At 68.2% G+C, this 22,077-nt stretch carries 17 protein-coding genes and 1 tRNA gene; 10 read left to right on the forward strand and 8 right to left on the reverse strand.

What is annotated here, in order from left to right; translation table 11 throughout:
* Positions 1-41 precede the first annotated feature (41 nt).
* Positions 42-617, reverse strand: coding sequence for a dCTP deaminase (gene dcd, locus ABD225_RS14990; RefSeq protein ID WP_344087188.1), 576 nt, complete (start codon positions 615-617; stop codon positions 42-44).
* A gap of 127 nt (positions 618-744) precedes the next feature.
* Positions 745-2,238 (reverse strand): MFS transporter, encoded by a 1,494-nt coding sequence (locus ABD225_RS14995; protein WP_344087191.1) that lies wholly within the window; start codon positions 2,236-2,238, stop codon positions 745-747.
* Between the two features lie 102 nt (positions 2,239-2,340).
* On the opposite strand from ABD225_RS14995, the gene ABD225_RS15000 reads away from it, so the two are divergent.
* The 3 genes from ABD225_RS15000 (at position 2,341) to ABD225_RS15010 (ending at position 4,910) form a co-directional block, all read left to right on the forward strand.
* Positions 2,341-3,312 (forward strand): helix-turn-helix transcriptional regulator, encoded by a 972-nt coding sequence (locus ABD225_RS15000; protein ID WP_344087194.1) that lies wholly within the window; start codon positions 2,341-2,343, stop codon positions 3,310-3,312.
* A 66-nt stretch (positions 3,313-3,378) separates the two neighbouring features.
* A tRNA-Gly gene (locus ABD225_RS15005) sits at positions 3,379-3,449 on the forward strand.
* 201 nt (positions 3,450-3,650) lie between these two features.
* Entirely contained in the window at positions 3,651-4,910 is a 1,260-nt protein-coding gene (locus ABD225_RS15010; protein ID WP_344087197.1) for a CotH kinase family protein, read from the forward strand.
* A gap of 124 nt (positions 4,911-5,034) precedes the next feature.
* Here the strand turns inward: ABD225_RS15010 and ABD225_RS15015 are convergent, their stop codons facing one another.
* Positions 5,035-6,468, reverse strand: a complete 1,434-nt coding sequence (locus tag ABD225_RS15015) for an SDR family NAD(P)-dependent oxidoreductase (protein ID WP_344087433.1) — start codon at positions 6,466-6,468, stop codon at positions 5,035-5,037.
* A 149-nt stretch (positions 6,469-6,617) separates the two neighbouring features.
* Here ABD225_RS15015 and ABD225_RS15020 point away from each other — a divergent pair, with 149 nt between their 5' ends.
* Complete coding sequence (locus ABD225_RS15020; RefSeq protein WP_344087200.1) at positions 6,618-7,568, forward strand: hypothetical protein; 951 nt, start codon at positions 6,618-6,620, stop codon at positions 7,566-7,568.
* Here the strand turns inward: ABD225_RS15020 and ABD225_RS15025 are convergent.
* A complete protein-coding gene (locus ABD225_RS15025; protein ID WP_344087203.1) occupies positions 7,556-8,452 on the reverse strand; it encodes a homocysteine S-methyltransferase family protein in 897 nt (298 codons plus the stop codon). The genes ABD225_RS15020 and ABD225_RS15025 overlap by 13 nt on opposite strands.
* A 232-nt stretch (positions 8,453-8,684) precedes the next feature.
* On the opposite strand from ABD225_RS15025, the gene ABD225_RS15030 reads away from it, so the two are divergent.
* Positions 8,685-10,556, forward strand: a complete 1,872-nt coding sequence (locus tag ABD225_RS15030; RefSeq protein ID WP_344087206.1) for an acyl-CoA dehydrogenase — start codon at positions 8,685-8,687, stop codon at positions 10,554-10,556.
* Between the two features lie 119 nt (positions 10,557-10,675).
* On the opposite strand, the gene ABD225_RS15035 is transcribed toward ABD225_RS15030, so the two are convergent.
* On the reverse strand, positions 10,676-11,980 hold the full coding sequence (locus ABD225_RS15035) for an MFS transporter (RefSeq protein ID WP_344087209.1): 1,305 nt from the start codon (positions 11,978-11,980) through the stop codon (positions 10,676-10,678).
* A gap of 121 nt (positions 11,981-12,101) precedes the next feature.
* Between ABD225_RS15035 and ABD225_RS15040 the strand changes: the two genes are divergently transcribed.
* Positions 12,102-12,356, forward strand: a complete 255-nt coding sequence (locus ABD225_RS15040) for a DUF6458 family protein (protein ID WP_344087211.1) — start codon at positions 12,102-12,104, stop codon at positions 12,354-12,356.
* 27 nt (positions 12,357-12,383) lie between these two features.
* Here ABD225_RS15040 and ABD225_RS15045 read toward each other — a convergent pair whose 3' ends face one another.
* Positions 12,384-13,178, reverse strand: a complete 795-nt coding sequence (locus ABD225_RS15045; protein ID WP_344087214.1) for a carbon-nitrogen family hydrolase — start codon at positions 13,176-13,178, stop codon at positions 12,384-12,386.
* A 28-nt stretch (positions 13,179-13,206) separates the two neighbouring features.
* Positions 13,207-15,186 (reverse strand): bifunctional copper resistance protein CopD/cytochrome c oxidase assembly protein, encoded by a 1,980-nt coding sequence (locus ABD225_RS15050; protein ID WP_344087217.1) that lies wholly within the window; start codon positions 15,184-15,186, stop codon positions 13,207-13,209.
* Between the two features lie 120 nt (positions 15,187-15,306).
* Between ABD225_RS15050 and ABD225_RS15055 the strand changes: the two genes are divergently transcribed.
* The 4 genes from ABD225_RS15055 to ABD225_RS15070 all read left to right on the forward strand — a co-directional run bounded on the left by ABD225_RS15055 (position 15,307) and on the right by ABD225_RS15070 (position 20,390).
* Complete coding sequence (locus ABD225_RS15055) at positions 15,307-17,058, forward strand: DEAD/DEAH box helicase (RefSeq protein ID WP_344087220.1); 1,752 nt, start codon at positions 15,307-15,309, stop codon at positions 17,056-17,058.
* Between the two features lie 37 nt (positions 17,059-17,095).
* On the forward strand, positions 17,096-17,593 hold the full coding sequence (locus tag ABD225_RS15060; protein WP_344087223.1) for a MarR family winged helix-turn-helix transcriptional regulator: 498 nt from the start codon (positions 17,096-17,098) through the stop codon (positions 17,591-17,593).
* Entirely contained in the window at positions 17,593-19,248 is a 1,656-nt protein-coding gene (locus ABD225_RS15065) for an MDR family MFS transporter (RefSeq protein WP_344087225.1), read from the forward strand. The genes ABD225_RS15060 and ABD225_RS15065 overlap by 1 nt, the downstream gene beginning before the upstream one ends.
* Before the next feature lie 122 nt (positions 19,249-19,370).
* On the forward strand, positions 19,371-20,390 hold the full coding sequence (locus tag ABD225_RS15070; protein ID WP_344087228.1) for a hypothetical protein: 1,020 nt from the start codon (positions 19,371-19,373) through the stop codon (positions 20,388-20,390).
* 54 nt (positions 20,391-20,444) lie between these two features.
* On the opposite strand, the gene ABD225_RS15075 is transcribed toward ABD225_RS15070, so the two are convergent.
* Entirely contained in the window at positions 20,445-22,073 is a 1,629-nt protein-coding gene (locus ABD225_RS15075) for a dihydrolipoamide acetyltransferase family protein (protein WP_344087231.1), read from the reverse strand.
* Between the last annotated feature and the right edge of the window lie 4 nt (positions 22,074-22,077).

A 22,077-nucleotide genomic window follows, 5' to 3' on the forward strand; every position in this document is an offset into this window, starting at 1 on the left:
AGTGCCAAAGCTCAGACCTTAAATCTGCGACCGAAGTCGGGTCAGACCTCGCTGCGGTGGAAGTTCTTGAAGCTGCGTGAGGCGGTCGGGCCGCGCTGGCCTTGGTAATGCGATCCGTAGGCCGCGCTGCCATACGGATTCTCGGCCGGGCTGGAGAGGCGAATGAAGCAGAGCTGGCCGATCTTCATCCCCGGCCACAGCATGATCGGCAGGGTCGCGACATTGGACAGCTCGAGGGTGACGTGGCCACTGAATCCCGGGTCGACGAAGCCAGCCGTGGCGTGCGTGAGCAGCCCGAGCCGGCCGAGGGAGGACTTGCCCTCGACGCGAGCCGCGAGGTCATCGGGCAGGGTCACGGTCTCCAGCGTTGAGCCAAGGACGAACTCGCCCGGGTGCAGCACGAATCCTTCGGCCGGGTCGACCTCGACGAGGCGGGTCAACTCGGGCTGGTCCTGGGCCGGGTCGATGACGGGATATTTGTGGTTGTCGAACAGCCGGAAGTATTTGTCGAGCCGCACATCGACGCTGCTCGGCTGGATCATCGACGCATCCCACGGGTCGAGGACGACCCGTCCGTTGTCGATCTCGGCCCGGATGTCACGATCGGAGAGCAGCACGGGGGCAAACCTACCCATCGCGCGGCGGCAGCGCAGAGCCCGCCGGTCCGGCGGATGCCGGACCGGCGGGCTCGGGCGGGGCGGCCAGCTCGGGCTGGATAGCCGGGTTCGGACGCGGTGGCTGCGGTTAGTGCGCGCCCGGCTGCAGGCCGTTCTGGACGTCCTCGGGGACGATCCGCGTCGCCGCGATGACGACGCCCATCATCGCGATGCCAACGAGCAGCACCAGCAGGAACCCGCGACCGAAAGCGTCGGCCGGGCCTGCCGTCAGGTGACGCGCCGCGACCTCGAAGAAGAGCGTGCCCAAGGCGGCCGCGCCGATGGCGTTGGCGAGTTGCACGGTGGTATTGAACTGCCCGGACGCCGCCCCCGCGCGCTCGAGCGGAACCCGGGCCAACGCCACCGGCGCTGCAGAGGAAACGACGAAGCCGAAGCCGGCGCCGACGATGGCGAGACCTGGGACGAACGCCCAGACCGAGGTCATGGCGTCGGCACTGCGCACCACGAGTGCCAGCACGGCGAAGCCGAGGACCATGATCGCGGCGCCGAGCGCCAGGACCCGGCGCCCGAGACGCGCGAGCAGGACGGTCGCGCCCAGCCCAGCGGTCACGGTGCAGACGATGGCGAAGGGCAGGTTCACCAGGCCGGCCTTGAGCACCGACCATCCGAGACCGATCTGGAAATAGAGGGTCGAGGCGAGGAAGTAGCCGCCCGTCGTGACGAACATCGACGCAGCCACGAGCGAACCGCCGGTGAAGGCCCGCCCGGCATAAAGCGCGGTTGCCACGAGGGGTTCGTCACCGGTGCGCTCGTGGCGGCGCTGGGCGGCGACGAAGAATCCGAGAACGACCAGGCCAGCGAGCATGGCGGCATACGTCCAGATCGGCCAGCCCAACTCGTGGCCCATCGTCAGCGGATAAAGGATCGCGAACAGGCCGCCGGAGAGCACGGCGACGCCGCGCAGGTCGATGCGGGCCGGGCGCTCGGCGCGCGATTCGGGGATGAAGCGCACAGCGGCAGCGATCGCGATCAGGCCAACGGGCACGTTGACGAGGAAGACCGCGCGCCAGCCGGGACCCTCGGTCAGGACGGCGCCGATGATCGGGCCGAGGACGGCAGCGATCCCGGCAAGCCCAGAAAACAAGCCCAGGGCCAGGCCGCGCTCGTGGGGGGCATACATCACTTGGATGCTGGTCAGCACCTGAGGAACCATGGCGGCCGCGGCCAACCCTTGCAGGACGCGGAAGGCGACGAGTGCGCCGATGCTTGGGGCGAATCCGCAGGCGGCGGAGGCGATGGTGAAGCCGATCAGGCCGAGGACAAACACGCGTTTGCGGCCGAAGCGGTCACCGAGGCGCGCACCGGTGATGAGGGCGATACCGAACGCCAGCGGGTATGCCGCGACCACCCACTGCAGCATCGAGGCGCTGGCCCCGAGGGCCGCCTCGATGGTCGGGAGAGCAACATTGACGATGGTCAGGTCGAGCAACTCCATCGTGACGGAGAGCAGCAGGCTGACCAAGGCCAGCGTGCGGGCCCGGCCAGCGACGGGTTGGGGCGAAGGGTGCACGTCGAGCACCTCTGGGGCGTCGGTGCGGGATGGAACAAGCGTGGTGGACATGCGGATCTGCCTTTCGAGTCGTTCCGGTCGATGTCGTGCACCAACGACGCTATTCAGACTTCCGGTCACTTTTTGACCTGATTCCGATTCATACTGAGGGACATGGCGAACACGTCCTCGCGGACCCTTCGGCTGCTCACGTTGTTGCAGTCGCACCGCTTTTGGCCGGGGCCGGAGTTGGCCGATCGGTTGGAGGTTTCAGAGCGCACCCTGCGCCGAGATGTCGAGCGGCTGCGCGACCTGGGCTATCCCGTCTCGTCCAGCCGCGGGACCGAGGGCGGCTACCAACTGGGCAGCGGTGGCTCGCTCCCGCCGCTGGTGATCGAGGAAGAGGAGGCGATTGCGATGGTCGTGGCCCTCGGTGCGGCCGCCAGTTCGGCGTCGGGCGCGCTCGCGGACTCGACCCTCTCCGCGCTCGGCAAAGTCGTGCAGGTCTTGCCGCCGCGCGTGCGCCGCCGGGCCGAGGCGCTGCGCGCAGTCACCGTCGACTCGCCATTAGGCCAGTCTCCGGAGATCGATGCATCCGTGCTTGCCGTTGTCGCGCAAGCGATTCGGGACTCAGAGCGACTGCGCTTCACGTATGTCGCCCGGTCCGGCGACGGTGCCGACGCGCAGGTCATCCGCCATGTGGAGCCGGCCAAACTCGTGACCGTCGGGCGCCGTTGGTACCTCGTCGCCCACGACCTGGACCGGGCCGATTGGCGCTCCTTCCGCCTCGATCGGCTTCGCGAACCGGAGGGCACCCGGGCACGCTTCCGGCAACGCGAAATCCCCGGGGGTGACGCGGCGGCATACGTCCGCGCGGGGTTGAAGCAGGCCGGCCGCGAGGAGGATCGCGTCCGCGCGCTCGTGCATCTCGCCGCGGCCGATGCGCAGGCACTCATCGGCCGCTGGGCGAGCGTGACGCCGCTGGACGCCGGCACGTGCGAGGTGGAATTGGTGGCCCGCGATGCCGCCTGGGTGCTCGTCGCTCTGGGCAAACTCGATGCCCATTTCACCATCGAGGTGGCCTCCCCGGCGATGCTCGAGACCCTGCGCTCGTGGACCGGCCGGATGGCGCTGGCCCTGCCCTGACACCCTGCCGGGTCGGCCGCGAGACTGGGTTAGACTTCCCGGGCCCGCTGGTTCGCCCCCGGGCGCGCCGGTGTAGCTCAATGGTAGAGCGCCAGCTTCCCAAGCTGGACACGCGGGTTCGATTCCCGTCACCGGCTCTCGCTATTTCTCTCCGGATGCCGGAAACCTGAGGTTCACCCCACTTTCTAGGCCACCCGAAGCGCACATTTCCCACCCGAAGTTGCCCGCCTGACCGCCGGGCCACCCAGCCCAAGACCGTCTGGCCGCAGGGCCAATGTCACAGGCGCCGCACAGCCGGGGCAAGGGTGGCCCGTAGACACCAGGGGTGCCATGGGGCTATGACAAAGACACTCGACCGGCGATCGATGCTGCGCTGGGGTGCCGGAGCTGCGGTGGTCGTCGGTTTGGCCGCATGCTCATCCGGCGCCGACACCAGCACCGCATCCGGCGCGGCCGCGTCCGCGGAGCCGGCCGCCCAGAGCACCGCCACCGGCGTCTTCGACTCGACCCGGCTGCATACTCTCGATATCTCGCTGTCCGACAGTGACTTTCAGTCGATCCTTGCGGCCTATCAAAGCGACCGCTCCAAGGACTGGGTCGAGGCGGGCGTGACGATCGACGGGACGACATACGAGCGCTGCGGGGTGCGCCTGAAGGGCAATTCCACGATCTGGCGGGTGGCGACGGGATCGAGCGCATCCGCATACCCATGGCTCGTGCGGTTAGACAAGTATGTCGATGGTCAGGCGCACGGCGACGTCACGGAAATCGTTGTGCGGCTGAACAATTCGGCCTCCGCTCTCAACGAGGCGATGTCACTCGACTTGATGGCGAAGGCGGGTATGCCGTCGCAGCCCTGGTCGTATGCCGCGGTCTCGGTCGCCGGGGCGACCCCGGTGCTGCGGCTGATCATGGAGCAACCGTCCGACCCCTGGGTGGCGCGGACGTTCGACACCGAGGGCATTCTCTATAAGGCCGAGGCCCAGTCGAACTACGACTATCTCGGCGACGACGCGGCGGCATATGACGACCGCTTCGACGTCGAGGCGGGCGAGGACGATCTCACGCCGCTGATCGCTTTCCTGAAGTGGGTCAACGACATTGACGACGCGGGCTTCGCCTCGGGCCTTGGCGAGCACGTCGAGGTCGACGCCCTTGCGACCTATCTCGCCTTCGAGGATCTGATCGGCAATTACGACGCGATCGACGGGCCGGGCAACAACTCCTATCTGTGGTGGGCCGCGCCGACGAGGCGTATGAGAGTCGTCGGCTGGGACCACAATCTGACCTTCGGTGTCACCAACCGACCCGGTGGCCAGCAAGGCGGCGGCGCTCCGGGCGGCGGGATGGCACCCGGCGGCGCGAACCGCGGCAACCAGAGCGGCAATGTGCTCTCCCGCCGCTTTGAAGCCAACGCGGACTTTGCGGCGCGGAAAACCACTGCCGCGCAACGGCTTCGGCAAGAGCTCTTGGCGAGTGGCTATGCCGCCGAGCGGCTGAACACCATCGCCGCCATGCTCACGGACGTCGCCGGCCACAACATCGGCGCCGACACCATCGCCTCCGACAAGGCCGCCATCGCTGCCTTCCTCGGCTAGGACCGTGCCTCACGCATCGAGTCGCCAGGGTGTTCGCCGCTATGCCAAAAGGTGTGCCCAGGCCGGGAGGTAACCGTGGAGCGAGTGGTCCGCGCCGGGCATTGGCATAGTGGCGGTTCCGCCGTCACCAGGGGTGGGGCGCGTAGTCCTTGAGGAAGCAGCCGTAGATGTCCTCGCCCGCCTCGCCGCGCACGATCGGGTCGTAGACACGGGCGGCGCCGTCGACCAGGTCGAGCGGGGCGTGCCACCCCTCGGCGGCGATGCGCAGCTTCTCGCGGTGCGGGCGCTCGTCGGTGATCCAGCCGGTATCGACGGCGCTCATCAGGATCCGATCGGTCTCGAACATTTCCTTGGCCGAGGTGCGCGTGAGCATGTTCAGCGCCGCCTTGGCCATGTTCGTATGCGGATGCCCCGGCCCCTTGTAGCGGCGCGAGAACTGCCCCTCCATGGCCGAGACGTTCACGACATAGGCCCGGCGGGCACCAGCCTGAACCGCAGCCCGCATCGCCGGCCGCAGCCGAGAGACGAGGAGGAAGGGCGCGACGGAATTGCAGAGTTGCACCTCCAGCAATTCCAGGGGATCGACATCCTGCACCTTCTGGGTCCACGAGTTCACGAGGACGTCATCGGGCAACAGCCCGCCCGCGTCAATCGCCGTCCCCGCCAGATGCCGCTCCATGCTCGCCGAACCGGCTTGCAGCGCAAGCGAAGTCAGCGAGGCCGCCGACGCCATGGCCGCTCCCCCGCCGTCCGGGTGAGTGTGTGCGTGCTCGGCCATGACTCCGACGAGCGCGGCCGGGTGGGCTTCCGAGATCCGGTCGAAGGCCATGAGGCGAGGCAACGGCATACCCGCAGGCAGGGGCTCAGCCTCCCCGGCGACGAGGTGCGCATAGGCACCCGGCGTGCGCCGCACGGTCTGGCAGGCGTTGTTGATGAGGATGTCCAGCGGTCCGCGGGCGGCGACCTCGTCGGCGAGCGCGACGACCTGGGTCGCATCGCGCAGGTCGATACCGACGACCGTCAGCCGGTTAAGCCACTCGGGCGAGTCGGCCAGGGCCGCGAAGCGCCGCGCCGCATCGCGGGGAAAGCGTGTCGTGATCGTCAGGTCGGCGCCATCGCGCAGCAGCATCAGCGCGATATACATGCCGATCTTGGCGCGCCCGCCCGTCAGTAGCGCCCGCTTCCCGCGCAGGTCGGTGTGCTGGTCGCGTTTGCCGTGACTGAAGGCGGCGCAGCGGGGGCAGAGCCAGTGATAGAAGGCGTCGACGAGCGTGTACTTCTCGTGGCAGATATAGCAGCCGCGCGCGGTGGTAAGTTCCCCGGCATATGGCGAATCCCCGTGCGCTGCAAGGGGTATGCCGCGGGTCTCGTCATCGATACGCTCTGGTGAGCCGGTGGCGGTCGAGGCGATGATCCGCTGGTCGTGTTCGCGCCCTGGGGCCATCGCCGCCTCGCGCGCCTCGCGCCGCCGGGCCTTGCGGATACGGCTGGTCATCACCCCGGCCGCGCGCTTGATGATCTGGATGTCCGGGTCGTCGGGCGCGAGTTCGTGCAGCATCCCGAGCGTCGCAAGGGTGGTCGCCAGGTCGGCCGGGTCGAGCCGGGGGTATGCCGCCCGCTCGCCCCCGTCGGCCCCCGGCTCATTCACCGGGCGATGGTAGCCGAGGCGTAGTGGAACGATTGGGCTCTGGCTCGCGTCGAAGCACGATGAGGATCTCGCTGCTCGCCGTCGCCGCCACCGCCCTGCTCCTGACCGCCTGCGGCAGCGAGGTTGCTGGCCCAGGCGGCGCCTCATCGAGCGTCAACGGCGGGAACACGGCCCCGACCGCCGACTCGACCCCATCGGCAGACGGCGAGACCGGAACCAGCCCCGGAAATCCCGGGGCACTCTTCGCCAGTGCAACGGTTTTGGAGGCGCCCGGCAAGGGCCCGCAGCTGTGCCTCGGCGGCATCGCTACCTCCCTCCCTCCACAGTGCGGTGGGCCCCTGATCACCAACTGGGAGTGGGCCAAGGCGCCGTCGCCCGAGGAGGCGGCAGGTGTGCGGTGGGGTAGCTATGTCGTCGTCGGGAACTACGACGCCGAGGCGAACACTTTCGAGTTGACCCGCGACCCGGTCACGCCCGAGGCCTATACCGGGCCCAAACCGAGTGCGCCAGAAGACCCCAGTTTCACGACACCCTGCCCCGTGCCCGACGGCGGCTGGCAGGTCGTCGACCCGGCCAAGACGACCCAGGCGGCGCAGGACGCCATGCTGGAGGCGGCCACCCGACTGCCCGGTTATGCCGGGGCGTGGCTTGACCAGTCGATCAACCCGGCCGACCCGGAGAAGCAGCCGGAGGCGATGAACGACCCGGTCAAGATGATCATCAATGTGCGGGTGACCCACGACGCCGCGGCGGCGGAACAGGAGCTCCGAAAGCTCTGGGGCGGCATGCTGTGCGTCAGTCAGGGCGGCAAACCCGAGGCGGACCTGCTGCGCATCCAGAAGGAGGTCAGCACCAACAAGACCGTGCTCACCTCCTCGGCAAATGGCCCGGAGGGATTCGTCGACGTCGAGGTGATCTACGACGACGGGACGCTCCAGCGCGAGCTCGACACAACATACGGCCCCGGCACGGTGCGCGTGCACAGCCGACTGCAGCCTTATCCGGGTTGAAGCATCTCCCACATTGTCGCGACGTGACGCGCGTCGGTCCCACAGCAGCCGCCGACCAGCCGCAGGTTCGGCAGCAGGTCAATCAGGCCGACCACCTCGCGTGCCAGGCTCCCGATATCGCCTTCATCCAGCGCCTCTGACTCGTCGAGTTCGGCGTGCGAGAGCTGGGAGGCGTTGACGCGCACGCCCTCGATGCGCCCGAGCCACGAGGCTTCCGCGGACAGCCCGGCGGCGATGTGGCGAGGATGGGCGCAGTTGACGAGATAGGAGTCCGGAGGCGCGTCCTCGTCCACCCGGGCGATGGCGTCGCCGAGCGTCATACCGCTGGGCAGCCGTCCATCGGTCTCGACGGTGAAGCCCACCGCGACGGGCACTCCCACCTCGCGCGCCGCACGCGTGATCCCCACGGCCTCGCCCACCTCGGTCAGGGTGTATGCCGTGACCTGCTGCGCCCCGCCGTTCACCAGGGCGGCGACTTGGGGTGCGTGATAGCGATGCGCCGCAATGGGATCCACCGGACCGTCGCTGACATAACCGTCTCCGCGAGGGCCGATCATTCCCACCAAGGTGACCGGAACGGCATACTCATCGGCCAAGGCGGACAGGAAGGACATGGCGTCAGCGTTCACGCGGGCGAGGGCGGGCGCGTCATACCCCAGCCGGGCTCCCCAGTCGGGATTGGCCCGCCAGGTGGGGCTCTCTAAGGACAAGGCGAGCTGGTGCCTGGCCGCGATCTCGGCGAAGGCGGCGTAATAGTCGCGCAACGCCTGGCGGCCGGGGGCACTGTCCAGTAGCGGGAAGGCGGCGAACTCCGGCAGGTCGATGCCTCGATGAAAGATCAGATCAGTCTCCATGCCGGCGTCGGTCACGACAGTGGGCTGCACGATTGCCTCCCCTTCTGGCGGCGCACCTGGCCTGCCTCACGTGAGCAGAGGGGAAAATCGGCGAACTGATACGGGATGTGGGACGCCATGTCCCGCAACGGCAACGTGTCTCGGGTCACGGAATGCGCTCGAAATCGGTCAATCGCTTGCGCCCCACCGGGACCTCTTGCACACTACCGTCGGAAGGTAAGCAAGCGCTTAGTCAGCACGCCGTCGGACAAAGGGGACGACCATGGGTCACTACAAGGCCAACCTGCGCGACATCGAGTTCAACCTCTTTGAGGTCTTCGGTCGAGGCGAGGTGCTCGGGCACGGTCCGTATGCGGACATCGACGCCGACACGGCGCGCGAGATGCTGAAGGAGGTCGCCCGCCTCGCGGAGAACGAGCTTGCCGCCTCCTTCGTCGAGTCCGACCGCACCCCGCCGGTCTTCGACCCCTCGACCAACTCGGTCACGATGCCGCCCGCCTTCGCCAAGAGCTATCAGGCCTACCAGGACTCCGGTTTCTGGAATGTGGACGTGCCCGGCGAGTTGGACGGAACGGTCGCCCCGCCGTCGATGAAGTGGGCGATGAACGAGATGGTGCTTGGTGCCAACCCGGCCATCGCGATGTTCGCCGCGTCCTACGCCTTTGCGAAGTTGCTGTACGTCCTCGGCACGCCGGAGCAGCAGAAGCTCGCGAAGTGGATCGTCGAAAAGGGCTGGCACTGCACGATGGTGCTGACCGAGCCCGACGCGGGCTCCGATGTCGGCGCCGGCCGCACCAAGGCCGTTGAGGCGCAGGACGGCACCTGGCATGTCTCGGGCGTGAAGCGCTTCATCACCAGCGCCGAGTCCGACATGGTCGACAATGTCATCCACTTCGTCCTCGCCCGCCCGGAGGGCGCCGGCCCAGGCACCAAGGGCCTCTCGCTCTTCATCGTCCCGAAGTTCCATGTCGACCTCGAGACCGGTGAACTCGGCGAGCGCAATGGCGCCTATGTCACCAATGTCGAGCACAAGATGGGCTTGAAGGTCTCGACGACGTGTGAGGTTACCTTCGGCGACCAGCACCCGGCGATCGGCACCCTCTTCGGCGATGTCCACGACGGCATCGCGCAGATGTTCCGCGTCATCGAGCACGCACGAATGCTGGTGGGCACCAAGGCCATTGCCACGCTCTCGACGGGCTACCTCAACGCACTGGAATACGCCAAGAACCGCGTCCAGGGCGCCGACCTGACCCAGATGGCGGACAAGGCCGCTCCCCGCGTGACGATCACGCACCACCCGGATGTGCGCCGATCGTTGATGCTGCAGAAGGCGTATGCCGAGGGCCTGCGCGCGCTCGTGCTCTACACCGCGTGCCAGCAAGATGTCGTCGACCAGGCGCAGTTGGAGACCGGCTCGGAACAGTTGGAGAAGGACAGCCCGGCCGACCTCGCGTCGCGCGTCAACGACCTACTGCTGCCGATCGTCAAGGGCCTCGGCTCCGAGCGCGCGTGGGTGCTGCTCGGCACCGAATCGCTGCAGACCTTCGGTGGCTCCGGCTTCCTGCAGGAGTACCCCGTGGAGCAGTACGTCCGCGACGCCAAGATCGACACCCTGTATGAAGGCACGACCGCGATCCAGGGCCTGGACTTCTTCTTCCGCAAGATCATCCGCGACAAGGCGCAGGCCCTGTCCGTGGTCTCGATGCAGATCCAGGAGTTCGCCAAGGACCTCGGCCAGCAAGGCGGCACACTCGACAAGGACCGCGAACTGCTCGCCAAGGGCGTCGAGGATGTGCAGGGCATCGTCACGGCGATGGTCGGCCAGCTGATGTCCGCCGACCCGCGCACCGGCGGCGATGTCGCCAATGTCTACAAGGTCGGGCAGAACACCTCCCGCATCCTGCTCGCCGCAGGCGACCTGATCGTCGGCTGGCTGCTGCTGCGCCAGGCCGCGATCGCTCAGGACAAGCTCGATGCCGGCGCCGACGGGGCCGACAAGGACTTCTACACCGGCAAGGTCGCCGCCGCGCAGTTCTATGCCCGCAATGTCCTGCCCAAGCTCGCCGCCGAGCGCGCGATCGCCGAGGCCATGGACAACTCCCTGATGGACGTCCCCGAGGCCGCGTTCTGACGACCAAGCCTGAGCGGGCCCATGTAGGTTTCCCGCCCAGTGCCGAGAACCCTTTGTTCGTGTCAGATTCTTTCCGGCACAAACAAAGGGTTCCGGCATCGGGCGGGAAACCTTCAGCCTCAGCGCGCCGTTTCAGCAGCAGGGAACCGCGGCATATGACGTGGCCGGGAGGCAGACGTCGGCGGGCGGGTGGCGGCGCGCCGCTCGAGGCGGAGGCTGATCAGCGCCAGCGCCAGGCCGGCGAGCGCGAGGACTACCCCGACGAGGGCGGGCGCGCGGTAGCCCAAGCCGGCCGAGATGACCTGGCCGCCGAGGACGGCGCCGAGGGTGTTGCCGACATTGAAGGCCGAGTGGTTCATCGAGGCACCGAGCAGCGGGGCGTCGCCGGAAGCGGCGATGAGGCGCGCCTGGACGGCGGGGCCGACATACATCGCGGCGAATCCGACGGCGAAGGCAGCCGCGAACAGGCCCATGGCGCTGCCCGTCAGAGCCGCAAAGGCGAGCATGGAGAGGGCAAGACCGACGAGGCCGGTGAGCAGGGCGCGCTCCCCGTTGCGGTCGGCGGCGCGGCCGCCGAGGAGGTTGCCGAGCGTCATCCCGAGGCCGGTCGCCGCGAGCACGGCGGGGACAGCGGCGTCTGCGAGGCCCGTGACCCGCGTGGTGACATCGGCGAGGTAGGCGTAGACCGCGAAGAAGCCGCCGAAGCCGATCGCGCCGATCCCCATGACGAGCCAGACCTGGCCATTGCCGAAGGCCGAGAGTTCGCGGCGAGCGTTGGCGGTGGGGTCGCCGGGCAGTGTTGGGAGGCTGTGCATGGCGAGCACGAGAGCCAGCACGAAGATCGCCCCGGCCAGCAGGTATGCCGCCCGCCAGCCCTGTGCCTGCCCCAGCCAGGTCATCGCCGGGACACCGATCACGTTGGCGATCGTCAGTCCGCTCATGGCGACCGCGATGCCCTTGCCCTGGTTGCCGGGGCCGAGGATGCGGCCCGCGACGAGCGCGGCGAGCCCGAGGTATGCCCCGTGCGGCAGCCCGGCGACGAAGCGCGCCGCAAGCACCGACTCGAAGGTCGGGGCCAGCGCGGAGGCGAAGGTGCCGATGGCCAGCGCGAGGAGAAGACCCACGGTCAGGCGCGAACGGGACGCCCGGGCCGCGGCGACGGCAATCACGGGCGCGCCCACGACGACGCCAAGCGCGTAAGCACCAATCAGCCACCTGGCGCGGGCGGTGGCCGCCTGCGGATCGGCAGCGAAAAGATCCCCGAGCAAGCCCTGCGAGATCTGCGGCAGCAGACGCATCGAGACGAACTCCGAGGCGCCCACGCCGAATCCGCCCAACGCCAAAGCTCCCAGAGCCACGAAGGCACGGGCCGACCGGGTGCTGCCCGGCCCGGCCGATCTCGTCGCGACCGGGGCAGCAGTCATGCTGTTGGAATCGTTCTACGGGATTCCCTCGCCAAATTAGGCGACCGCTAAGGCCCACTGGGCGGTCAATCTCTGTCTAACCTTGCGCCGACGAATTACCCCTGCCTTCAGGAGTTATCTCATGTATGTCGGCCTCGGAATCTTCCTCCTCGTCGTCGGCGCCATCTTGTCCTTCGCCGTGCGCGACAGCATCAGCGCCGTCGACCTGACGATGATCGGCTACATCATGATGGCGGGCGGCGCCCTGGCCGTGCTGCTCTCGCTGGTCATGGGCAACCGCGGCACTTCCGCGGGCGGCTACTCCTCGACCCGGGTCACCCGCACCGACCCCAACACTGGCACCCAGGTCGACGAAACCCGCGTCGACGGCCTCTGACCGTTCCTCAACGGAACACGCGCAAGCTCAGAGGCGCCGGTCGGCCAACACCGGGAAGTTCGCGCGCCACTGCCCAATCTCGCCGAGGTCGATGTCGACGCTGAGCACCTCCTGCGCTGGCCCGGCTTCGGCGAGCACCTCGCCCTTGGCCGAGATCACGGCGGACGCGCCGCCCATCTGATAGCCACCGTGGGTGCCTGCGGTATTGCAGGTGATCACCACGCATTGGTTCTCGATGGCGCGCGCCCGCGCGAGCACTCGCCAGTGTTCGACCCGCGGCATCGGCCAGGCGGCCGGAATCAGAAAGACGTCCGCGCCCGCGTCGACCTGGCGCCGGTAGAGCTCGGGGAAGCGCAGGTCGTAGCAGGTGGAGAGCGCCGCCGTGTGCCCGGTCGTGGGCAAGCCCACGGTGACAATCTGGTCCCCCGCCTCCATGAGCTTCGGCTCACCCGCGCCGAAACCGAAACGGTGGATCTTGCGATAGACCGCGACGAGCTCGCCCGTCGGCGAGGCCACGAGCGAGGTGTTGCACAGCGTGCGCCCCTCGACGCCCGGCTCCGTCAGGCGCTCGACGATCGAGCCGCAATGCACCAGCGCCTCGATCTCGGTAGCAGCCGCGGACAAGGCGGCAATAGTCGGGCCGTCGAGCGGCTCGGCGCTCGCCTCCCAGCGTGAATAGTCGAAACCCGTTGGGCCCCACAGCTCCGGGAGGATGACAAGGTCGTGTCCGCGCTGAGCGCGCACCAGGTCCGCCGCCCGCTCGCGCCGCGTGGCGAGGGGCTCGGCATCGTCATACGCGAGCTGGATGACGGCGACCTTCATGGGCTCCTCCTGGGGCGATCCGGATCGGTCACTGCCCGCGATCGCGGGCGGCGAGGCGGGCAAGGCGTTCGTTGTATGCCGTCAGCTCGGCATCGTGGTCGCGCTCGGCCTGCCGGTCGAGCCGCTCAGTCTCCCGGCGATCCTGCCGCAGCCACTGGACGGTCACCATCAAAGCAAGGGCCAACGTCGGCGCCTCGCCGACACCCCAGGCGATCGCGCCGCCCTTCTGCTGGTCGGCGAGCGGGTCCGGCAACCACGGCAAGCCGAGCTGGGTATAGAACTCCGGCGCGAGCAGCGTGTGGCTGCCGGTGATGATGACCCCGAGGAAGGCGTGGAAGGAGATCGTCGCGAACAGGATCACGAGCAGGATCAGCGGTGGCCACTTGCGCGGGCCGGGGTCGGTGCCCACGAGTACCCAGGTGAACAGATAGCCCGAGAGCAAGAAGTGCACCGTCATGAGGATGTGGCCGGTGTGGGTGGCGAGCGCGTAATAGAAGAGCGGTGTGAAGTAGAAGGTCGCCAGGCTGAAGAAGAAGATGACCGCAGCGACGACCGGATTGGCGACGACCTGTAGATAGCGCGAGTGCACCAGCGCGAGCAAGAACTCGCGCGGCCCCAGCGTCTTGTCTCGGCGGGCGGGCAGCGCGCGCAGCGCCAGTGTGATCGGCGCTGCCGGAACGAGCAGCAGCGGGACGAGCATGGCGATCGTCATATGCATGATCATGTGCCAGGAGAACAGGATTCGGCCGTAGACCCCCGGCGCACCACACATCGAATAGACGAAGACCGCCCAGCCAAGCACCCAGCAGATCAGCTGCCACACCGGCCAGCGGTCGCCGCGGCGGTGCAGGCGTACGACCCAGCGGACATAGACGAAGACCGCGACGGCCGCGACCGCGAGCCAAAGCCAGTCCGTATGCCAGGTGGTCAGCCACGCGTCCGGCCCAGGCGGTCCCGGATCGGGATAGCCGGTCAGTTTGTAGACGGTCGTCGGGTCGGGTGAGAGGCGTTCGGCGGCCGGCGGCGGGGTGCGCGAGAGCGCTACCGCGGCGCCCATTGCGACCCCCATGAGCACGAGTTCACCGAAGGCCAGCCGGGCGAAGGCCCCGCTGTCGTGAGAGTCGGCGTCGAGGCGATCCAGCATCCGGCGGCGGTGTTGCCAGCCGGCGAGTCCGAGGAGGACGAGTGCACCAGCTTTGATGAGCAGCAGGGCGCCGTACGCGCTGGCCAGCTCGCCGGGACTTGAGAGGCCGAACCACGCAATGAGCACCCCGCTCGCGGCGAGGGCGGCATAACACCACCCGGCGACCGTGGAGAAGCGCGTCGCCGTCACCCCGAGATGCGGTTGGAGTTGGCGGCGCAGGACGATCAGCGCGAGCAGCCCGCCGACCCAGGTTGTGACGGCGATCAGGTGCACGGCCAGGCCGTTGATGGCACTCATGTGATCGCGGCTGACCGACGCATGGCCGGCGAGCGCTTGCGGCAGGAGGGCCAGCCAGCCCAGCATGACCGACCAGGCCAGGCCTGTGCGCCCACGCGGGGCGCTGCAGATCACGACAATGATCCCGACCAGGAAGGCACTGATGATGCCCATCCGGGTCAGGCCCAACTCCCAGGACAGCCCGAAGAATTGGGACCAGAAGCGCGGCTGATTGGGCGTCAGTCCACTGACGTCGGCGAAGTCCGCGACCACGCTGCCCAGCAGCCCGACCAGCCAGAGCGTGCCCGACGCCGCCGCGAGCCGACTCGCCGTGGCGCGCCGGTGCGTCCGGGTGGTTTCCGGTGCGAGGAAGGCCCCGACCAGGGCGAATCCGATCGTCATAGCCGCCCCGACATCGCGCAGAATGCGGGTGACGATCACGCTCCACCGCATGACCGCGCCCGGGTCGCCCACGGCATACGCGACCACCGCCCCGGACAGCCCGGCACCCACCACGCCGACAACGAGCGCCGGCAGCAGGACCGCGAGGCTGACTCGGCGGTCGAGGGTGGGCGGAGCGGGCGTCATACAACCCAGCCTAAGGAGGTGCACCGACAGCGCCGAATTGCCGGGCTGTCAGTGGCCGGCGAGAGGATGCGGCAAGATAGTGACTTCGCGCCTGCGCCCGAAACGATTCGATACGGATTGATGAGCAAGGACTTCCAGCACCTCTCCCCGGCCTTCCCGGGACGTGCGCCATGGGGCACCGCCTCCAGTCTGCGCGCGTGGCAGGCGGCGGCCTTGGAGCAGTACCTCCGGGAGGCCCCGCAGGACTTCCTGGCCGTCGCGACGCCCGGCGCCGGCAAGACGACTTTCGCCCTGCGGGTCGCCCGCGAATTGCTCGACGCGCGGGTCATCAACAAGATCACGATCGTCGCCCCGACCGAGCACCTGAAGGTGCAGTGGGCCGATGCTGCGCACCGTGCCGGCATCAATATCGACCCGGGCCTGGGCGGTTCGCGTCGCGGCCGCTCGAAGCAGTATGTCGGGACGGCCGTGACCTATGCCGGCGTCGCCGCGCGCCCCTTCCACTATCGCGCGGTCACCGAGAACTCCAATTCCCTCGTCATCCTCGACGAGATCCACCATGCCGGCGATGCGCGGACCTGGGGCGAGGCGGTCGCCGAGTGCTTCGCCCCGGCCCGCCGGCGGCTCGCGCTGACCGGAACGCCGTTCCGGTCCGACGACAATCCGATCCCGTTCGTGCGGTATGACGACCTGCCGGACGGCACTCGCCGCTCCGCCGCCGACTACACCTATGGGTATGCCGATGCGCTGCGCGATCACGTCGTGCGCCCCGTGCTGTTCATGGCGTATGGCGGCCCGATGCGTTGGCGGACCAAGGCCGGCGATGAGCTGGAAGCCGAGCTCGCGGAGCCACTGACCAAGGACCTCACCGCGCACGCGTGGCGCACCGCGCTCGACCCCAAGGGTGAGTGGATCCAATCAGTGCTGCGCGCGGCGGACCGGCGACTGACCGAAGTGCGCCGCCATATCCCCGATGCGGGCGGACTGGTCATCGCCACCGATCAGGCCCAGGCTCGGGCATACGCCCGGCTCCTGGAAGGGCTCACGGGGGTCAAGCCGACCGTCGTGTTGTCCGATGATGCGGGCGCGTCGAAGCGAATCGAGGAGTTCAGCGAGTCCGAGGATCGCTGGCTGGTGGCGGTGCGCATGGTTTCCGAGGGCGTCGACGTGCCGCGGCTGGCGGTCGGGGTCTATGCCACGGCGACCTCGACGCCGCTCTTCTTCGCCCAGGCGGTCGGCCGGTTCGTGCGGGCTCGGCGGCGAGGCGAGGTCGCGACGATCTTCCTACCGACGGTCGCGCCCCTGATGTCGCACGCGACCTTGCTGGAGCGGCAGCGCGATCACGTGCTCGGCGCGGCGCGCGGCGGGGACTGGTCGGAGGAAGGGGAGTTGGTGGCTGAGGCCAATCGCGCGGAGGGTGCTTCGGACGATCTGCTCGGCGAGTGGGAGGCGCTGTCCTCGCTGGCGAACTTCGATCACGTGCTCTTCGACGCGCACCAGTTCGGCCTGCAGGCCGCAGCCGGCTCCCGCGACGAGCAGGACTATCTCGGCCTGCCCGGCTTGCTGGAGCCGGACCAGGTCGCGGAGGTATTGCGCGACCGGCAGCGCCGGCATGCCGCCCGCCAGCGCCGGGCCGATCGGCGCGAGAAGGTCGCCCCCGAGGTCTCGCTGCATCGAGCGCTGGCCGATCAGCGGCGCGTGCTCAACTCACTCGTGAGCCAGTTCGCGCACGCAAAAGGTGTGCCGCACAGCCATATTCACGCGGAGCTGCGCCGGCAGGCGGGTGGCCCGCCACTGTCGAAGGCCACCACCGAGCAGGTGCACGAGCGGATCACGTTGATCCGGCGCTGGCATACCGGCCGAGAGAAATAGTTGCGGACGCAAGCAAGTATCTGCTATTTGTTTGCGTATGCAAGTTTCTCACCCCGCGTCGACGGGCCAGTGCCCGGCGGCGATGCCGGGCGAACGCTCACCGGAGGACGCGCTGGCATACCAGCTGGTGCGGGTTTCCAAACTGCTGCGCACCATGCGCAGCGATGCACCCCGCGCGCACCCGGCGGTGGACGGCACGGCATACCCCCTGCTGTTCAACCTCGCCTGCGGGCCGCTGCGAACCTCCACCCTCGCCGAGCGGACCCATGTCGAAGTGTCGACGGTCAGCCGCGCGGCGAGCGCCCTGGAGCGCCACGGGATCATCGAGCGCATCCCCGACCCGGCCGATGGGCGGGCTCACCTGCTCTCCCTCACCGACGATGGCCTCGACGCCCTCGGCGCGCTGCAGGAGCAACGGCAGGAATGGTTCTCCGAACTCCTCTCCGATTGGCGCGCCGAGGATGTCGCCCAGTTGCGTGAACTGCTCACCCGCTTCGGCGATTGCGTCGAGGCCTACCGAGACAAGGCCCTTTGATGTCCGCTACTCCCGAGTTGACGTCGACCGACGTCCCGGAGTCTCCACTCAGTCACAACCAGATCGTCACGATCATCATCGGGCTGATGCTCGGGATGTTCCTGGCGGCGCTCGACCAGACGATCGTGGCCACCGCGATCCGCACCATCGCCGATGACCTGCAGGGCCTGGATCGCCAGGCGTGGGTCACCACGGCATACCTCATCACCTCGACGATCGTGACGCCGCTGTACGGCAAGCTGTCCGATATCTACGGGCGCAAGCCCTTCTTCATCACGGCGATCACGGTCTTCGTCATCGGCTCGGTGATGTGCACCTTCGCCGACTCGATGACCCAGCTCGCGGCCTTCCGCGCGGTGCAGGGCGTCGGTGCCGGCGGCCTGTTCAGCCTGGCACTGGCGATCATCGGCGACATCGTGCCGCCGATGGAGCGGGCGAAATACCAGGGCTACTTCCTCGCCGTCTTCGGCACCTCTTCCGTGCTCGGTCCGGTGATCGGCGGCTTCTTCGCGGGTATGACGAGCTTCCTCGGCATCGCGGGCTGGCGCTGGGTCTTCCTCGTCAACGTCCCGATCGGGATCGTCGCGCTGCTCGTCGTGATGCGCACCCTGCACCTGCGGCATACGCGTCTGGACCACCGGATCGACTGGTGGGGCGCGGCGGCGCTATCCGTCGGGCTGGTGCCGCTGTTGCTCGTGGCTGAGCAGGGTCGCGAATGGGGTTGGGGCTCAACCGATTCGATGATCTGCTATGTGATCGGTGGCCTAGGCGTGCTGGCCTTCCTCACGATCGAGCGCTGGATGGGCGATGAGGCGCTGCTGCCGATCCGGCTCTTCACCAACAAGACCATCGGCATCTCCTCAATCGCCTCGACGGTGTTGGGCATTGCCTTGTTTGGCGGCATCGCGTGCTTGCCGCTCTATCTGCAGATCGTCAAGGGTTCCTCGCCGACCGAGGCTGGTTTGCAATTGCTGCCGCTGACGCTGGGCATCATGTCGGGCTCGATCATCTCGGGTCAGACGATCAGCCGGACCGGCCGCTATCGCGTCTTCCTGCGGTTGGGGGCGCCGCTGATCGCGGTGGCGCTGTTCATCTTCCACTACATCGCGTGGGACACCCCGATGTGGCAGATCATGATCGTCTCGACGCTCTTCGGCCTCGGGATGGGCTTCATGATGCAGCCGCTGATGCTCGCGGTGCAGAGTGCGGCCGAGCGACGGGATATGGGGATCGCGACGGCGTCGGCGACCTTCACCCGGCAGATCGGTGGCACGCTCGGCACGGCCGTCTTCCTCTCGATCCTGTTCTCGCTGCTGCCGGACAAGATCGCCTCGTCGTTGACGGCGGCGCAGGGGACCGCCGAGTTCCGCGCGGCGCTGGCGGACCCGGCGAATGCCGAATTCGTCGCCTCGCTGAAGTCCGGTGCGGCCGGTGAGGGGATCATGAAGGACTCCTCCTTCCTGACCAGCCTCGACCCCCGCCTGGCCAAGCCCTTCCTGCAAGGCTTCGCCGAGTCGATGGACCACGTCTTCCTCGTCGCCTCGCTGGTGATGGCCGTGGGCGCTGTGATCACCTGGATGATCCCCCAAATCGACCTGCGCCGCCCCGCCCCCGGCGAGGCCCCCGTCCTCGCCGAGCGACACCCTCCGCGCTAAGTACGACATTCCGCGGCCTATTAACCGCCGAATGTCGTACTTAGCGCGGGTCAGCGGGGCGTTATCCACAGGCTCGCGAGCAGCCCCTCGCGCGAAAGGCGAGGTCGCGGTCTACTGCCGAGATGACGACTCCAGCAGCTGCACCGCCGCCGCAGCACTCGCGCGCTGGCGCCCGCAGGCGGCAGGTGATCGCGACCGATCTGGCGGGGAAGTATGGCGGCATCGTGGCTCGGGCGCTGCTCTTGGGTGCCGGCGTGACGAAGGATGAAATCGACGCGGAGCTGGCAGCGCGCCGCTGGCAAGCCGTAGGACCAAACACCATTGCCATCCTCCAAGCGCCGCTTCCCGCTTGGTCCGCCGGCGGGGGCCCAAAACACGCTCACATGGCAACCACCCCGGTCACCTACGAGAGCAAGAGTTCCCCTGCCTCGTTGTGGTGGGCGATATGGGAGTCCGGTACGGGCGCCGTCCTCGACGGCGCCAGTTCCTTGACGGCATCGGGGTTATCAGGATTCACTCTCCCCTTCATCGATGTCTCCGTCGAGGCCGGCTCGCGCATCTGGCGACATCCGGGCATCCGAGTCAAGCAGCGCAGGCCTGTCGGGGCGCTCGCGCCCGGCGGCATCCCCCGCGTGGAAGCCGCGATGGCCACAATCCGAGCGGCTCAATTGGCCGTCAGCGATCGCCAGGCCGCCCTTGTGATCTGTATGGCAGTGCAGCAAGGCATCGTGCGACCCGCGAAGCTGCAACAGCGCTGGGGCGAGATCCTGCGATCCAAGCGACGACACCTCATCGGTCCAGTCATCGCGGATGTCTGCGACGGCGCCCACTCGCTGGGAGAGTTGGACTTCGCGGGGCTCTGCCGGGCGCGAAACTTGCCCGAACCAGTGCGCCAGAAGGTATGCCGTGGGCCCAAGGGCCGGGTGTATCTCGACGCCGAGTTTGCCTGCGGACTGGTCGTGGAGATTGACGGCGCCCAACACGGCTGGGGCCTGGCTTCCGTGGACGATGCCCTCCGCGCGAATCACGTGACCTTGCAGAATCGGCGAGTCCTCCGCATACCCGTTATCGGTCTGCGCGTCTCGCCGGACGCGTTCATGCGGCAGGTGGAGCAGGGAATCCAGCAGTCCTCCCCTCGCTAAGTACGACGTTCGGCGGGTTCTGGCCCGCCGAACGTCGTACTTAGCGATGAGGGCTCAGCCCCAGACGAGGCCCTTGGCGGGGTCGTGGAGGATGGCGGCGACGTCGGCGAGGTAGCGGGAGCCGAGTTCGCCGTCGACGAGGCGGTGGTCGAAGGACAACGCCAGGGTCGTGACCCAGCGCGGCTCGATCCGCTCGTCGTCGCCCTTGCCGACCACCCACGGTTTGCGGGTGATGGTGCCGAAGGCGAGGATCGCCGACTCGCCGCGGTTGAGGATCGGGGTGCCGGCATCGATGCCGAAGACCCCGACATTGGTGATGGTGATCGTCCCGCCGGACATGTCGGCGGGCTGCGTCTTGCCCTGCCGCGCGGTCTCGGTGAGTTCGCCGATCGCCCCGGCCAGTTGCGCCATCGACATCAGATCGGCGTCCTTGACATTGGGCACGAGCAACCCGCGCGGGGTGGCGGCGGCGATGCCGAGGTTGACATAGCGCTTGAGCACGATCTCCTGCGCCGCCTCGTCCCAGGTCGCGTTGACGCCCGGATTCCGGCGCACGGCAACACACATCGCCTTCGCGAGCACGAGCAGCGGGGTGACCTTGACGCCCGCGAACTCCTTGTCCTTCTTGAGACGATCGACGAGATCCATCGTCGCGGTGACGTCGACCTCGACCCACTCGGTTACGTGCGGCGCGGTGAACGCCGAACTGACCATCGCCGCCGCGGTCACCTTGCGAACGCCCTTGATCGGGGTGCGCTCCTCGCCGCGGTCGCCCGACCACGTGGGGGCCGACGCTGCAGCTGTATGCCGCTCGCCCCCTCCCGTGGCTGCCTCGCCGCGGCTGATGCCCGGGGAGGCCGCCGGGGCCAGGCCACGCGCCGAATCACGCGCTGCCAGAACGTCATCCCGCGTGATGGTGCCGCCATCACCGGTGGCCTCGACCGTCACCAGATCGACGCCGAGATCCTTCGCCAGCTTGCGCACCATCGGCTTGGCGAGCACCCAGGCCCGCTCCAAGTCGGCGCGTGAATGCTGGGCCAATTCGGTCAGCGGACGCTGGTCGCGCAGGACGTGCGTGGAGTGCGCCGCGACCAACTCGCCGACGCCGCTGCTGGCATCGGCATGCACCGACTCCTTGACCGCCGGCTCTTCATCCGGATAGTGCGCAATGGTCTGCAGCAGGTTCTGCTTGCGCCGGGGGCGACGCTTGGCCTCGGTCTGCTTGACGCCATAGCCCACGAGCACCGCCGTGCGCTCCGCCTTCGGCTCCGCAGCACCAGCCTTCGGCTCGGGAGCGCCAGAAGCCTTCGGCTGCTCGGCCGCGACCGCAACGGGCCCGCCCGCCTCGCCGGAACCTGCTTGTCCACCGGCCACCGCCTCGCTGGGCGCCGCACCCTCGGTCGTCGTCGCGGTCGCGTCGGTCGCCGAGTCACCTGCCGCGGCGCCCGAGCCGTCATCGATCACGATGATCGGCGCACCGACCTCGACCGTGTCGCCCTCGCTGACCAGCAGCGCCGAGACGGTGCCGGCATACGGAATCGGCAACTCCACCAAGGATTTTGCCGTCTCGATCTCGACGACGATGTCGTTGACGGCCACCACATCACCGACGGCTACCCGCCAGGTGACGACATCGGCCTCCGTCAGACCCTCACCCGGGTCGGGAAGTTTGAACTCTCGCATGGTG

Source organism: Nostocoides veronense, from assembly GCF_039531185.1.
GTDB classification, from domain to species: Bacteria; Actinomycetota; Actinomycetes; order Actinomycetales; family Dermatophilaceae; genus Nostocoides_A; species Nostocoides_A veronense.

Bases quoted from the DNA above. Each gene is read 5' to 3' on its own strand.
- ABD225_RS15045 (WP_344087214.1), bottom strand. From the start codon at position 13,178: ATGAAGGTCGCCGTCATCCAGCTCGCGTATGACGATGCCGAGCCCCTC.
- ABD225_RS15065 (WP_344087225.1), top strand. From the start codon at position 17,593: ATGTCCGCTACTCCCGAGTTGACGTCGACCGACGTCCCGGAGTCTCCA.
- ABD225_RS15015 (WP_344087433.1), bottom strand. From the start codon at position 6,468: ATGCTGCACGAACTCGCGCCCGACGACCCGGACATCCAGATCATCAAG.
- ABD225_RS15035 (WP_344087209.1), bottom strand. From the start codon at position 11,980: ATGACTGCTGCCCCGGTCGCGACGAGATCGGCCGGGCCGGGCAGCACC.
- ABD225_RS15010 (WP_344087197.1), top strand. From the start codon at position 3,651: ATGACAAAGACACTCGACCGGCGATCGATGCTGCGCTGGGGTGCCGGA.
- ABD225_RS15050 (WP_344087217.1), bottom strand. From the start codon at position 15,186: ATGACGCCCGCTCCGCCCACCCTCGACCGCCGAGTCAGCCTCGCGGTC.
- ABD225_RS15020 (WP_344087200.1), top strand. From the start codon at position 6,618: ATGAGGATCTCGCTGCTCGCCGTCGCCGCCACCGCCCTGCTCCTGACC.
- ABD225_RS15060 (WP_344087223.1), top strand. From the start codon at position 17,096: ATGCAAGTTTCTCACCCCGCGTCGACGGGCCAGTGCCCGGCGGCGATG.
- ABD225_RS15055 (WP_344087220.1), top strand. From the start codon at position 15,307: ATGAGCAAGGACTTCCAGCACCTCTCCCCGGCCTTCCCGGGACGTGCG.
- ABD225_RS15070 (WP_344087228.1), top strand. From the start codon at position 19,371: ATGACGACTCCAGCAGCTGCACCGCCGCCGCAGCACTCGCGCGCTGGC.
- ABD225_RS15030 (WP_344087206.1), top strand. From the start codon at position 8,685: ATGGGTCACTACAAGGCCAACCTGCGCGACATCGAGTTCAACCTCTTT.
- ABD225_RS14995 (WP_344087191.1), bottom strand. From the start codon at position 2,238: ATGTCCACCACGCTTGTTCCATCCCGCACCGACGCCCCAGAGGTGCTC.
- ABD225_RS15040 (WP_344087211.1), top strand. From the start codon at position 12,102: ATGTATGTCGGCCTCGGAATCTTCCTCCTCGTCGTCGGCGCCATCTTG.
- ABD225_RS15075 (WP_344087231.1), bottom strand. From the start codon at position 22,073: ATGCGAGAGTTCAAACTTCCCGACCCGGGTGAGGGTCTGACGGAGGCC.
- ABD225_RS15000 (WP_344087194.1), top strand. From the start codon at position 2,341: ATGGCGAACACGTCCTCGCGGACCCTTCGGCTGCTCACGTTGTTGCAG.